This is a genomic window from Oceanobacillus sp. CFH 90083 (genome assembly GCF_009389585.1).
Lineage (GTDB): Bacteria > Bacillota > Bacilli > Bacillales > Amphibacillaceae > Oceanobacillus.
In genome coordinates this window covers 198391-211767 of sequence record NZ_VIYG01000006.1, presented here as the reverse complement: position 1 = coordinate 211767, position 13377 = coordinate 198391, and the positions used below count along the sequence as shown (strand labels likewise).

The window sequence follows — 13377 nt, the reverse complement described above, 5'->3', positions numbered from 1 at the left end:
CTTGTTATCCACTCTCCTTAACAAGGTGCTTCAATTATTTTCTAACAGCTTTATAGATAAAGTAACCAATAATACCAATAACTGCATAAACAGCAAAAAAGACGACAAATCCCCACAAGCCCATAACTGCATCTGCGAACTCCATATTTCCCCGCTGCGTATATGCCTGCTGAATCTCCACAGCAAATACAAGAACAACCATCATAGTAAAGGTGTATAGAAATGCTAAAATAGCAATATTCCACTTTAATTTTGATAATACTTTAAATACAAAATAAACAATAAAGAAAGTCACAATACCCAAAATTCCAAAAATCCAGAAATGCAGCTCTTTATCCGTCATGTTTGTACCAAATGTACCGGCAATCATATCATGAATATCATTGATTAAATCTACAATCAGCATAATTGCTTCTCTCATAGCAAACTCCTCTCTATTTGGAAATGTTTATATGAATAGCCTACACGAAAAAAGATATTATTTCCTTTATAACCTCTTAAAGAAGATGTACAAAGAGGAAGGCTTCATTGAATCTCCACTATTTTCCACGGAGAGACCGTTTCACAATGATCCACTCGTTTATTCTATTTCTCCTACTCTATCAAAAATACCCCAAACTATAAGTCAAAGGGTGCGCCTATCTCTACGCCATTCTGTTAATCTGGAAATAACTAAATAAACAGCCATCCCCACGCTTGCACCCGCACTATCAATCAAAACATCCGTTATCTCTCCTGACCTTCCGGGGATAAATAGCTGATGTACCTCATCCGTTATTGCATACAGAATGCAAATCAACAGCGCAATACCAACACCTTTCTTGCCATATACGCCACTTCTTCTTAATCCGTTCAAAACGAGAACGCCCAATATAAAATAGGCAAAAAAGTGTGCATTTTTTCTAACGATATGATGCAGTTCTCCAATGTTAAGCTGGAATGAGGAAGCAAGTTTTTCTAAAGTATTTACAATCATTTCTGTAATTCCTGAACTGAGTTCATTGGAAACAGCGGCAGGCTGATGTGATAAATAAAAAATAAGTACCATCCAAAATATAACAGCAGTCCAGGAGAGTGATTTATACATTTCACTGCCTCCTTTTATATGTATAATGATGTATAATGATGTATAATGGCTATCTAACAAAGCAGAACATGGCTATAGTATATTAATATGATTGTAGCTGCATTATGGTTTAGCTTCTTTTAGCAATTAAATACAACCAATTTATTATTTTATCACATGCTAAAATGAAATGTGATAAAAGAAAATAATGAAATCCCTCTTTAGGAAAGCTTTTCACCATTCACTTCACCTTTTCCTTGATACTGGATGATACAGCTAATCCTTTAATCTTCTCCTTACTAATATGGTGAATGTTAAAAATGACAGGATAACAGAAAATGCACATATAGCAAATAAAATTGTATAGTCTGTATATCTGGCTACCCAGCCAAGGATAATTGCTCCCAGTCCAATTCCCAAATCCGTAGAGGTCCCAAACGATGCAGTGGCTACGCCGATTCTTTCTTTAGGAACCATCCGGATAATAGTTGCTTGCAAGGCCGGATTTGCCCCGCCGAAACCAAGACCATATAAAATAGCTGCCAAAGACATCATAAAGTTATTTGTTGCATAGCCTAATACAATTAATGCAATAGCAGAGGCAGCTAATGCAGGAATAATAATTACCTTTCCTCCATATCTATCTGAAAACTTTCCCAGAATTGGACGAGATCCCAGCAAGGTAATCGCATAAATCAGAAAAAAAGTAGCTGGATTTACATCAACTGTTTCTGAAAACAAAGGTACGAAAATAGTAATTCCACCATAAGAAACATATAAAAAGAACACTGTTAACGTAACTGGAAATACCGATTTTTCAAAAAAATGTATTACTCCCTGCTTCTGCTTCACTTCAAACGGCAGCTTTATAAATACTGATATGATTAAAGTAATCGCCGCCAGTATAATAATAAGATAAAGTAAGGCAGAGAATGAAAAATAATCCATCACTGCAAAACCAATCATGGGACCAACTGCCATTGCTAATGTCATTGCTACTCCAGTCCAGCCAAGTCCCTCCCCTCGTCTATTAGCAGGAATCATATCTGCAAAAATGATATGTATAGAAGTTGCTGTCGTTCCCCAGCTCATTCCATGAAACACTCTAAGAATAAGTAAATAAAAAATCCCTGCAGTCCATTGGTATAAACAGGTAATTATAATAAACAAAACTAAACCTGAAACAATAAAAATTTTTCTTCCATACCGATCTGATAATCCGCCAATTAAAGCCCTGCATACCATTCCCGAAAACATGAAAATCCCCATTGCCAATCCAACATGAGACGCATTGCCACCAAGTTCTTTTATATAAAGCGGTAACGTTGGATAGAACATATAAAATCCAGTAAATAAGAAAAACATTCCAACTAATAATAAAATATATGATTTTGTCCAAAGTCGATCCATCTAGTTTTTATTCACCTTCTATATTCTATCTATTCTTTTATTTTCTGGCTATGTTAATAGATTTATTCGTTTTTGTAAATGCGTTTCATGATTAAGCTCATAAATCTAATTGGATTTATTCTGAGAAGAAATAAATTATTTCGAGCGAGACGTTCACTTGACAAAAATGTGGAAGTAAAATACGATGTCGGCTTTATCAAAATTAAATAGTACGGCAGGAAACAGATTTACAAGAAAAATTCTTGCTTTAAAAGCGTCGTTTACCTAACGGCTATCTGTTTTACTATATTTTTTATAAATTAATGAAAACCATATACCTCTTTGCATTTCATATAACCAAAACCACCCTGACTATTTCTAATTCCAGATGTTTACTGTTTGATGAATTTGGGTATTAGTAATTTTAAGGGTATTTTTATTATATGCCTTTCAAGTGTTCACTGAGATACAATAGCATATTATGCATTAAACAGGATTTTTAACAAAAGGAAAAGCTCTCTATACTTATGCGTTAAATCACAACAGTACTCTTTTGTTATCTATTTCTGCAGTTAATTGTATAAGATACCCCTGTATTTTTAAATGCCCGTCTGTTACAGCTTTCCAGAGAACGTTGAAAAAAACTTTTAGGAGGGAACACAAATGAGTACATTTAGAAAAGCACATTCAGAAAAATCCAGAGAACATATGATAGAACTTCTTAACCAGCAGGTAACCGATTTAACAGACCTTTTTATCCAGACAAAGCTGGCTCATTGGAATGTTCGCGGACCTCATTTCATTGCCTACCATCAATTTTTCGATGACCTGGCTGGAGGTATTCCGGAATTAATTGACTCTGTTGCAGAGCAAGCTGCGAGCCTAGGCGGATCAGTTGGAAAGCCCGTACAATTTATTGCATCAGAAACAAGCCTTCCTGCTTGGGAGCTTCAAAATACAAAAGATATTCTTGTGCTTGAGAACCTGACAGAACGCTGGGCAATTGTAGCCAATAATGTCCGGGAAGCAATTGAAATTTCCGCTGACGAGGATCCGAACACATCTGATTTATTTACCGAGATATCCCGAAAACTGGATAAAAGTCTCTGGTTCTTAGAATCTCATCTGACAGACGGCAGCTCGGAATAAATAGAAAAAAACAAGGAGACACCTCGGTAGCTCCTTGTTTTTTAGTATCAATGGCATAGGTGCAAAATTAAAGCAGTAATTAGCCAAACACAATCGCAATTTAAATGATACACGGCATTATAATTTACTTCGTTCATCCATCATTGCCCGGCGGTATCTATAAAGAGACTGCCACTCCCTTACAATCTCCTGATATTGTTTCCGGTCGATGTATGAATTGCCATATTTCGAACAATTACTTCATATTTATTTAATAGCTCTTGAGGGCTTTATTAAATTTTTTTACCCTATGTGAAAAAACGTTCACCTCTTCCCTGTAGAAATCGGTAAACGCCTTTGTTCCCTCTGTATTTCATTATTACCGTAAAGATCCCAGACGATTGTGATGCTTTTAACTGGCGTTTCTAAACAATAGCCAATACAGTCATTCAAAATCTTTACTTAAAATGTCAATCCGTTCTTCAAAGGATACCTCACGATGAATTTCATGTAACATCCATACATAACCAAAACTATCCAAAAACATTGCATTGGAAATACCCATTTCCTCCATTTTTGTAACAGGCTGAATTTCCGTTGCATCAGCTGACATAGCTTTATCAAAGGTTTTTTGAATATCCGAAACTACTACATTAAACCAGAACGATTGCGGATGTCCCTCTTTCGGTGCAAATAATTGATATTCAGGATTCTCATCAAGCATGTGAAAACGCGTATCATAAATGGTGAACACTGCTTCATTATTCCCGGTTTTAAAACTTGTCTCCTCTACTACTTCTACATCAAAAATGGATTTATATTGTTCCAGTGCTGCTTTGCTGTCTTTTACAACAAAATCAAATTCTACTCCTTTAAACATTCGACACACTCCTTGTTATTTATTAATCATTTCTTATATTATGTCATTTAGCTGTAAACTAATCAAACGCATAGTTGTGATGTGGCACCTCCTCGGTCTTATCACCAAACACCTTTATACTATCTACCATTAGAGCACCATTCATCAGAAGATTAAAAGCACAAAATGGCTGAAAAAATTTGCTGTGACCAAAACAAAAGCAGAAATCCAAGTTTGACAAGATTTGTACTTAAAATTGAAATACGGCTAATTTTAATATATTTTCATTCTATGTCAATACAGCAAGTGCTAAATAGAGTAAATATATTTAATGAAAAAGCATTAGAAATGATTTCTATGTCTGTTGATAAAAATGATTGGCATCCATAAAAACTTTACCTGCATTTCGTAATACACATATCGACCACACCTACAGATTATCCTCATTTTCAAGGTAACGATACAATGTTGATTTACTAATACCTGTCTCCATTTTAATATCCCTCAGCGTATAATTCCCGGAATGATACATCAACATAGCTTTTTTCACATTTTCGTCTGCTTTTTTTGGTCTGCCAATCTTTTTACCTTTTTCCTTTGCACGTTCCATGCCAATAATGGTGGAATGTCTGGTAATATCAGCCTGAAACGTAATCATATGCTCCAGCATTTCTGATAAAGTACAGGCTAATACATCAGAGCTGTTCATCCCCTCCTGTAGAAAATGAATGATGACTCCATCTTTTTCACATAGCTTCAGTATTTCCATCAGATGCAGTGTAGAATCAGCAAGCACGAAGAAACTTTGTACAAATATTTGATCCCCTCTGCTTAAGCTTATTAATAATTCTTCCAGCTGTTCACGCTTTTTCGGTAAATGGTGCGCTTCTTCGTATATTTTATCGAATGAAATATGCTCTATATCTAATTGATTTTGACAGGATTTATCATTATGAATAGGGCGTTTATAGCCAAAAATCATATATATCGCTCCTTAATTCTTCCCAAAATGGTTCCCTTTTAGAACAATAAGTGGTATGATAATCAAAGAATTTTAATAAAAGGAGATTATCATGCAAACATTAAAACAACAATGGCTCGGCAACATCCGGGGAGATATTCTGTCAGGAATTGTCGTGGCACTGGCACTTATCCCGGAAGCCATTGCCTTTTCAATTATTGCCGGCGTAGACCCGATGGTAGGGTTATATGCCTCATTCTGTATAGCTGTCATTATTGCTTTTGTCGGCGGACGTCCCGGTATGATTTCAGCAGCTACTGGAGCAATGGCATTACTGATGGCACCGCTTGTCAGAGAGTATGGGCTGGACTATTTGCTGGCAGCCACTATTTTAACCGGGATAATTCAAATCTTATTTGGTATCTTTAAAATAGCTAAAATCATGAAATTCATTCCAAATGCCGTCATGATTGGCTTTGTCAATGCATTAGCAATTCTTATTTTTATGGCCCAAGTGCCTCACTTTTTAGGCATTTCAACCATGACTTATCTATTTGTAGCCATTACTTTAATCATTGTCTATACTTTACCACGTTTTGTAAAGGTAATTCCAGCACCACTAATTGCGATTGTCTCTCTGACGGCTATTGCCATCTTTGGCGGTGTTGAATTACATACAGTTGGCGATTTGGGGAATATTTCTCAATCTCTGCCTGCTTTTTTAATTCCTGATGTACCAATCAGCTTAGAAACATTACAAATCATTTTTCCATATTCTTTAGCTTTAGCGATCGTTGGATTATTAGAATCTTTATTAACAGCAAGAATTGTGGATGATATGACTGCAACAGAAAGTGATAAAAATAAAGAAGCACGCGGTCAGGGTATTGCGAATTTCATTAATGGTTTCTTTGGAGGTATGGCAGGCTGTGCGATGATTGGCCAATCTGTCATTAATGTGAAATCAGGCGGCCGGGGACGATTATCAACACTGATAGCAGGCTTGTTCCTTATGTTTTTAATTCTTGTCTTAGGAAATCTTGTAGTACAAATTCCGATGCCGGTCTTAGTCGGTATTATGATTATGGTCAGTATCGGCACATTTGACTGGGGCTCTTTTAAATATTTAGTAAAAGCTCCCCGCACAGATGCGATTGTAATGTTAACAACGGTTGTGATTGTCGTATGGACACATGACTTATCTAAAGGCGTTATTGCTGGTGTTCTTTTAAGTGCGATTTTCTTCGTTGTTAAAATTTCTACTGTAAAAGTGATCAAACAGGACATACACTATATAGTAGAGGGACAATTATTTTTTGCTTCTGCTGATAGTTTTATTGATTACTTTAAACATGCTGATATTCATGAGAAAAGTATCATCATTAACTTTTCAAACAGTCATATTTGGGATGATTCAGGTGTAGCCGCCTTCATCAAAGTGAAGGAGTTATTAGCTGAAAAAGGGATTAAAGTAGAAGTGACTGGTCTGGATGCGTCAAGTCAACAAATCATGCAAAAATTAGATCATATGTCATCATCACACTAGAGAGGGGAAATCGATATGTATAAACATATTTTGTTAGCTGCTGATGGCTCTGAAAATGCTGTGCGTGCTGCCAAAGAAGCTGTAAAAATTGCCCGGTTATCCACGGAGACACTTGTTGATATCGTGTATGTAGCCGATTTTGAAAAAGCAAAATCAGATGTTTTACATGCAAATTCCAATGACGCATTAATGTTAGAACGGCGTAAAAAGGTACAGAATGCAGAGCAAGTTTTAAGAGAAGCAAATGTGACGTACAAGGTGACGATATTACATGGTTCTCCAGGACCAGAAATTATTAAGTATGCGAATGTCAATCAAGTAGACTTAGTCGTGATTGGAAGCCGGGGGTTAAATAAATTTCAAGAAATGGTTATCGGCAGTGTCAGTCATAAAGTGATGAAACGTGTACAATGCCCGGCTGTCATTGTGAAGTAATTATTTCATCGAGTTAGCTTAGGAATAGATGAACCAGATACAGAATTTTATAAACTTAAGCTTTTCTGAATAAATTCTGCTAGTGAAAATGCCTCTTTAAGAAAGGCAGCAACAGCTTTCTTAAAGAGGCATTGAATTTCTTTTCAACGTTAGAAGTTTTCTTTGTTAATTTTGAATATACTTATTAAAGATATCCCCAAAATCCTTTCGTGTATTATCATTGTATGTTGTATTTAGCCAATCAAAAGCAAATTTAGTAGCTTCTTCAAATTCATTAGCAATGGTACCTTCCTGGAAACGGTTATCCGTGAATAATGTTTTGGATAATTCAAGACTATCTTTTGCATAGCTTTTAACACGTGCATCACTGTCCTGAATATGTGAAATAGTAACTAATGATTTATATAAATCAGCAATAGCCTCGCCTTCTTTTTTCTCAATATCTACAGAAATAGACTGACTGCCAATTGTAAATTTTATTTCCAGATCCAAATCAATCGTACCAGCCGTTTCAACGGAAACATTTTGAATGGGGTAGCGATAGTAATCGTAGCGATAAATATTCCGTTTACTGCTTGTTGCCTTTTCCCCATCTAAGTGGATGAGAGCACGATTTGTAAAGCAATATTCATCTGATTTTGATTTAATCAGAAAATGAATTTGTTCCCCTTCTTCATGTAATACGTAGTCATCTGATTCCGTTTTATCAAAGTCATCCGGTCGAATAATTTTACCAATATCACTTAATCCTAATGCGTCACTAGCAATCTTTTTGAACATGCTGCACACTCTCCTCCGATGGAACTTACCTCATCTGAAATTATTCATCCAGGATGAAGGGTTTGTTCTGTATTAAATTGTTCTTACAATGCTATATTAACCTAATAATCTAATAATAGAAATTAATTACGTAAAAAATAATTGGATAATCATATTTTTCATCCAATTTCACCAACCGTTATAAGTAATCATATTTGTGAAAGAGCCGAGTGAGAAGCATTTCTATATAGCTTTTGTTGTGTCAACATACAGCCTCCATGTATCCTTCCCCTTGTTATCTTGAAGTGAACATCATTCATCAGATTAAGACTATTATTCAATCCTATTATCATTGCAGAATTTTTGTTTACTTATTTATTGTGAGGTTTCAATTAAAATTCCTCCCCCACTTACCTTTTCAAAAAGTTTGTGAACAACATTTGCATCGGACAGAGAGAATATTTGCTTTGACTTTAGCATCTAAGACCGGTAAGCTTATTCTATTACATATTGGATAGGAGAATCATCATGAAAAAACAGACAACGTATAGAATTGCCGGATTACTAGTTTTATTCATTGCTTTAGCTGGACTAATGGCTTGCAGCTCCGAAGAATCGGTTACACTTCAAGGAGAACAGAACGGAATCATTTTGGAAGTGACTTATGTAGCTAATGGAGACGAAGTCATTGAACAATCTGTTGAGAGTGAAATACCCTATTCTTCTTTAATGGTAACAACAAAAGAAGAGGCTCAGGCTATTCTCGATCCGATTGTTGCCGAATTTCAAGGAGTGGAAGGAATCGAACACAACATCGATTATCAGGACGATAAAGCGGTTGAAACGATGTCAGTCGACCTTACTGTAGTAGATCTTTCTGAAGCAGCAAATCTTCCAGGTGCTTCCGTTGATAGTGATGTAGACTCTATCAGCTTAGAGGAATCTGTGGAAATGCTGGAAAACCAAGGCTTTGAAGTAGTAGAGTAAAAAAACATAGCAATCCTGGGTCTTTTCAAGGCCTGGATTGCCATTGTTATATTTATAACTACATTGAATTACTTCCTTAGGACTGAGACTGCGATTACCCGCTCCATCAAAACCATTCTGAAGAACGTTATCAGGAGAAATTAAACAGCCTGACACCGTTGGAATATCAGCATCAGACCGTTGCATCGGTTTTTTGTTTTTTTCACTGTCTACTTGACAGGGTGCAGATCACCAGTCGGCGGATTTTTTCTATAGTATGTTCTTTTATTTACTCTTCACAGAATTGGTTTTCTTTAATAAATAAAGAAGGTATGGTGCACCGATTAAGGAAACAATTATCCCTGCTGGAATTTCTTTAGGTGCAAGAATAAAGCGACCAAGGAAATCAGCAGATAGAAGTAGTATCCCACCGACAGCTAATGTTAATGGCAACAAACGCAGCAACTTAGGGCCGACAAGCTGCCTGGCAATATGTGGTGCCAATAACCCAACAAAGCTGATTGCCCCAACAATCGATACACTAACAGCTGATAAGACAACCCCAAGGACAATCATCCGTAATCGCGTACGATCTGTTTTAACCCCTAAGCCAATTGAGATAGCATCGCCAAAGGACATAATATCAAATGTTGTAGCCGAGGAAACCACAATTGGCAGGATAATAACAATTGCGATAAGAAATATAATAAAGTGACCCCAGTCCACACCATATGTACTACCTGCTAACCATGTTAAAGCCTGAGTGGCATGCACATTTGCCTTAACCAACAAAACCTGAATGATAGCAGATCCAACAGCAGAGATCGCAATCCCCATTAATAGGAGAATCATAGGTTGAAATCCACTACGCGCGCTAATTGCTAAGACAATGACCATGGTGATAAAAGCACCAAGTAATGCACCGATTGGGACTAACACAAAGGGGGCTTGTGGGAAGACGATAATAAATAACATCGCAAATACGCTAGCCCCTGATGTTATCCCCAATACTGAAGCCTCCGCAAGCGGGTTACGCAATACTGTTTGCAATAATAGCCCGCTTACTGCCATCATCATCCCTACCCCAAAGCTTACGAATACTCGAGGTACACGCAAATCCCAAACAAAGCTGTTATACATAATCTCGTGAGGTAAAGCTAGTAATTTCGTAAAGCTTGTTCCACCGAAGGATAGACTTGTAATAACAATTAAAAGTGTTGCAACACCCAGGATTGGATAAAACAATTTGTAACGTGTAATACGTATTTTTCCTTCTAAAGCGTTACCTGCCGCTCGGGACTGTGAGCTCATTTTCAATGCTAAGTAGACAAGCCATGGCGCTCCAACAATAGCCGTCATGGCCCCAACTGGCACCTCAGAAGTTTGCGAAATGATACGGACTAAAATATCTGCCGCAATTAACAAGCTTGCCCCCATGACGATGTTGCCAAAGATCATGGTTCGATGCATTCTGAATCCCATTAGGCGTACTAAATGTGGCGCAATAATGCCGACAAACCCGATCGGTCCCACAACGGTTACTGTAACTGCAGCAAGCAATATAGCAATCGCCCAGCCCAATAACTTACTTAAGGTAATATTCTGTCCTAGCCCAATCGCCGTTTCATCTCCTAATAACAAAATATCAAACCGTCGACTTACTAGCAGTGCTATTAAGAGCGTAATGAGAATCCATGGTGCTGCGAATTGGACCCCGCCCCAGTCAAGCTGCAGGAGAGTCCCAGCTCCCCAAAGAAAAAGTCCGGAAACTTCATTTTGAAATAGTAGCTGCAATGCGCTTGTAAACGAAGAAAACAACATTGTCACAATCATCCCTGTTAATGCGATACGAACAGGGTCCAATGACTTCCCGACAAGAAATGTCACACAGAGTGCTGCCAATATGCCCCCCGCCATCGTAACAGCAATTGGAAAAGCACCACTAATTCCTGGGAGGAAAATGGCAAAAAAGACAACGAAGAAGTAGGCGCCTGCGTGGATACCTAACGTACTTGCACTTGCAAGGGGGTTTTTCGTCATCGTTTGCAGCAGCATGCCAGCTACCGCTAATGCAGCACCAGCCAGACAACCTATCACGAAGCGGGGCATGCGACTATGTATTAAGAAATCCATTTGCTTCTTATCATGCCAAACCTCTGTCCAAAATGTAAAAAAACCACCTGAAGCTTGTCCCTGACTCACATGAATGAGCCCAAGGACAAGAAACAATAGGATACTTCCAATGAAATATATCGTAGCTTTTACATTCATAGCATCAGTCCACAAGTGCTTCTTCTACATGTTCAATTAATGTCTCCATTGATAAGACACTACCAAACGTCCATACTCCAGCCCCAACATCATACATGGCATCTTCTTTCACAAAATTCAGACTGTTCCACGCCTTATTTTCTGCAAGGTTATCGAATAATGGATCATCCTCCTGCACCGTATGGATAAAGAGTGCTTCGTCATAATTGGATACGCCCTCTGCATTCGCTTCAATAAAACCACTCGGCTGAGGATCCTGATCTTGGATTTTATTTGTTAGCCCTAGACCTTCCAATACATGACTTACAGTAGAATTTTCAGTAAATAAGCGAAACGTAGGTGCTTCATTTACAGTATAGGCTTGTGTGAAAACAAATTCCTTCGTTGGTAAATCTGCTGTTTCAATATTCTCAGCTGCTTCAGCCATACGTTCTTCTAAATGGGTAATCTGTTCTTCTGCTTCTTGCTCTTTCCCAACTAACTTAGCAGTTTGCTTAAATGTTTTTAACATATCAGCATATAAGTCTTCTTCTATTGCTTCATCAGTTGTGTTTTCATACATAACAACTGGCGCGATCTTCTCTAACTCTTCTTTTAGTTCGCCTTGATACCCTTTCATACCTATAATGACATCTGGCTCAAGCTTCGCAATCTCTTCAATATTTGGTTCTGTTCTTAGTCCAACCTCTGTTACACTGTCATCTAACTGCTCATCAATGGTAACCCATTTATTAAAGCCTTCAATATCCGTAACTCCGACTGGTTGTACACCAACGGCCAGTAATTCCTCAACAATACTCCATTCTATTGCAACAACCCTTTCTGGTGCCTGATCAAACTCCTGTTCACCAAAGCCATCCTCAATAACAATTTTTTCACTTACTGTATCTTCTGACTTGGAGGAGCTAGTATCCTCTTCATCTTTTTGCATACACCCTGCTAATACAAGAACCCCAACTAATAACATAAATAAGATCTTTTTCATTTCTTATAACTCCAATTCTGCGTATATTTTTTTGTTTTTATTTTTAAATGATTCATGGTGAGAAGAAACCATCGCTGTTTTAACAGCAGTAGGCTCAATGAATTGCTTTGCACGGTTTACAGCATTCGCTGCATCATGGAACGCACCCGCAATTAAATGGACTTTTCCATCATAATTAATCGCATCTCCTGCTGCAAACACTCCCGGAACAGAGGTCTCTGCCATGCTGGTTCCTTGAATCCCGTATTCAGGGTGCATCTTGATATCCACTTCACTTTGCTTCTGCAAATCGTTTTGACTATCGTAGCCATGATTAATAATCACTTCCTCAACTGGGAGCTGTTCTGTCCCATTCAAGGTCACACTTTCAATATACTCTGTACCATTTAATCCTGTAATAACAGATTGATAGATTACTTCTACGGAGCTATTCATGAGTCTTTCGATTTCTGCTTCATGGCCTGTCAGGTGATTCTTACGGTATGTGACATACACCTTTTTAGCAATTGGCTCTAAGGTATTTGCCCAGTCAACTGCAGAATTTCCTCCACCAGAAATCAGCACGACTCTATCTTTAAAGCGGGCTAAAGATTTCACTGTATAATGTAAATTTGTTTGAATGAATTTCTCCTCACCTGCTAGGCCGATTTTTTTCGGTGTAAGAATCCCACTGCCTGTTGCGAGAATAACCGTTTTACTAGTATGACTCTCACCTTTTGCGGTAGACAATAGAAATCCACCTTCTTGTTGTGAAATCCCTTCGACTTTTGTGTTTAGTACGACAGTTGGATCGAATAAAACGGCCTGTTCAGATAGTCGGGAAATAAGTTGCTCACCTAATATTGGCGGCATCCCCCCAACGTCCCAAATCATTTTTTCTGGATAAGCATGCAGCTTTCCGCCTAGCACAGCCTGGCTGTCGATGAGCTTCGTCTTCATGCCACGCAATCCGCTATAAAAAGATGCGTATAAACCTGCTGGACCGGTACCTATGATGGTTACATCATACATG

The 13377-nt window shown here is 37.8% G+C and carries 13 protein-coding genes; 4 read left to right on the top strand and 9 right to left on the bottom strand.

The genetic code is table 11. The annotated features are described in order from the left end of the window. Positions 1 to 34: 34 nt before the first annotated feature. The 3 genes from FLK20_RS11525 to FLK20_RS11515 form a co-directional block, all read right to left on the bottom strand. Positions 35 to 421, bottom strand: coding sequence for a hypothetical protein (locus tag FLK20_RS11525; RefSeq protein WP_152656714.1), 387 nt, complete (start codon positions 419 to 421; stop codon positions 35 to 37). Between the two features lie 204 nt (positions 422 to 625). Continuing rightward, positions 626 to 1087, bottom strand: a complete 462-nt coding sequence (locus FLK20_RS11520) for a VanZ family protein (protein WP_152656713.1) — start codon at positions 1085 to 1087, stop codon at positions 626 to 628. Positions 1088 to 1342: 255 nt separating this feature from the next. Next, the gene (locus FLK20_RS11515; RefSeq protein WP_152656712.1) at positions 1343 to 2476 is read right to left on the bottom strand and encodes an MFS transporter; all 1134 of its coding nucleotides are present in this window, start codon (positions 2474 to 2476) and stop codon (positions 1343 to 1345) included. A 642-nt stretch (positions 2477 to 3118) separates the two neighbouring features. Between FLK20_RS11515 and dps the strand changes: the two genes are divergently transcribed. Next, positions 3119 to 3604, top strand: a complete 486-nt coding sequence (gene dps / locus FLK20_RS11510) for a DNA starvation/stationary phase protection protein Dps (protein WP_152656711.1) — start codon at positions 3119 to 3121, stop codon at positions 3602 to 3604. Between the two features lie 424 nt (positions 3605 to 4028). Here dps and FLK20_RS11505 read toward each other — a convergent pair whose 3' ends face one another. Beyond that, positions 4029 to 4463, bottom strand: a complete 435-nt coding sequence (locus FLK20_RS11505; protein WP_152656710.1) for a VOC family protein — start codon at positions 4461 to 4463, stop codon at positions 4029 to 4031. Positions 4464 to 4872: 409 nt separating this feature from the next. Next, entirely contained in the window at positions 4873 to 5424 is a 552-nt protein-coding gene (locus FLK20_RS11500; protein ID WP_152656709.1) for a recombinase family protein, read from the bottom strand. Between the two features lie 88 nt (positions 5425 to 5512). Between FLK20_RS11500 and FLK20_RS11495 the strand changes: the two genes are divergently transcribed. After that, positions 5513 to 6949 (top strand): SulP family inorganic anion transporter, encoded by a 1437-nt coding sequence (locus FLK20_RS11495; protein ID WP_152656708.1) that lies wholly within the window; start codon positions 5513 to 5515, stop codon positions 6947 to 6949. Between the two features lie 15 nt (positions 6950 to 6964). Beyond that, positions 6965 to 7384, top strand: a complete 420-nt coding sequence (locus FLK20_RS11490) for a universal stress protein (RefSeq protein WP_152656707.1) — start codon at positions 6965 to 6967, stop codon at positions 7382 to 7384. A gap of 165 nt (positions 7385 to 7549) precedes the next feature. Here the strand turns inward: FLK20_RS11490 and FLK20_RS11485 are convergent, their stop codons facing one another. Then, entirely contained in the window at positions 7550 to 8164 is a 615-nt protein-coding gene (locus FLK20_RS11485) for a PH domain-containing protein (protein ID WP_152656706.1), read from the bottom strand. 507 nt (positions 8165 to 8671) lie between these two features. Here FLK20_RS11485 and FLK20_RS11480 point away from each other — a divergent pair. Beyond that, the gene (locus FLK20_RS11480) at positions 8672 to 9130 is read left to right on the top strand and encodes a YehR family lipoprotein (protein WP_152656705.1); all 459 of its coding nucleotides are present in this window, start codon (positions 8672 to 8674) and stop codon (positions 9128 to 9130) included. 264 nt (positions 9131 to 9394) lie between these two features. On the opposite strand, the gene FLK20_RS11475 is transcribed toward FLK20_RS11480, so the two are convergent. Genes FLK20_RS11475 through FLK20_RS11465 form a run of 3 tightly spaced genes read right to left on the bottom strand, consistent with a single transcriptional unit; the run spans position 9395 to position 13376 of the window. Further along, a complete protein-coding gene (locus tag FLK20_RS11475; RefSeq protein ID WP_152656704.1) occupies positions 9395 to 11380 on the bottom strand; it encodes an iron ABC transporter permease in 1986 nt (661 codons plus the stop codon). 4 nt (positions 11381 to 11384) lie between these two features. Continuing rightward, entirely contained in the window at positions 11385 to 12365 is a 981-nt protein-coding gene (locus tag FLK20_RS11470) for an ABC transporter substrate-binding protein (RefSeq protein ID WP_152656703.1), read from the bottom strand. A 3-nt stretch (positions 12366 to 12368) separates the two neighbouring features. Then, entirely contained in the window at positions 12369 to 13376 is a 1008-nt protein-coding gene (locus FLK20_RS11465) for an NAD(P)/FAD-dependent oxidoreductase (protein ID WP_152656702.1), read from the bottom strand. Position 13377 lies beyond the last annotated feature (1 nt).

Bases quoted from the DNA above. Each gene is read 5' to 3' on its own strand.
- FLK20_RS11525 (WP_152656714.1), bottom strand. From the start codon at position 421: ATGAGAGAAGCAATTATGCTGATTGTAGATTTAATCAATGATATTCAT.
- FLK20_RS11520 (WP_152656713.1), bottom strand. From the start codon at position 1,087: ATGTATAAATCACTCTCCTGGACTGCTGTTATATTTTGGATGGTACTT.
- FLK20_RS11515 (WP_152656712.1), bottom strand. From the start codon at position 2,476: ATGGATCGACTTTGGACAAAATCATATATTTTATTATTAGTTGGAATG.
- dps (WP_152656711.1), top strand. From the start codon at position 3,119: ATGAGTACATTTAGAAAAGCACATTCAGAAAAATCCAGAGAACATATG.
- FLK20_RS11505 (WP_152656710.1), bottom strand. From the start codon at position 4,463: ATGTTTAAAGGAGTAGAATTTGATTTTGTTGTAAAAGACAGCAAAGCA.
- FLK20_RS11500 (WP_152656709.1), bottom strand. From the start codon at position 5,424: ATGATTTTTGGCTATAAACGCCCTATTCATAATGATAAATCCTGTCAA.
- FLK20_RS11490 (WP_152656707.1), top strand. From the start codon at position 6,965: ATGTATAAACATATTTTGTTAGCTGCTGATGGCTCTGAAAATGCTGTG.
- FLK20_RS11485 (WP_152656706.1), bottom strand. From the start codon at position 8,164: ATGTTCAAAAAGATTGCTAGTGACGCATTAGGATTAAGTGATATTGGT.
- FLK20_RS11480 (WP_152656705.1), top strand. From the start codon at position 8,672: ATGAAAAAACAGACAACGTATAGAATTGCCGGATTACTAGTTTTATTC.
- FLK20_RS11475 (WP_152656704.1), bottom strand. From the start codon at position 11,380: ATGAATGTAAAAGCTACGATATATTTCATTGGAAGTATCCTATTGTTT.
- FLK20_RS11470 (WP_152656703.1), bottom strand. From the start codon at position 12,365: ATGAAAAAGATCTTATTTATGTTATTAGTTGGGGTTCTTGTATTAGCA.
- FLK20_RS11465 (WP_152656702.1), bottom strand. From the start codon at position 13,376: ATGTATGATGTAACCATCATAGGTACCGGTCCAGCAGGTTTATACGCA.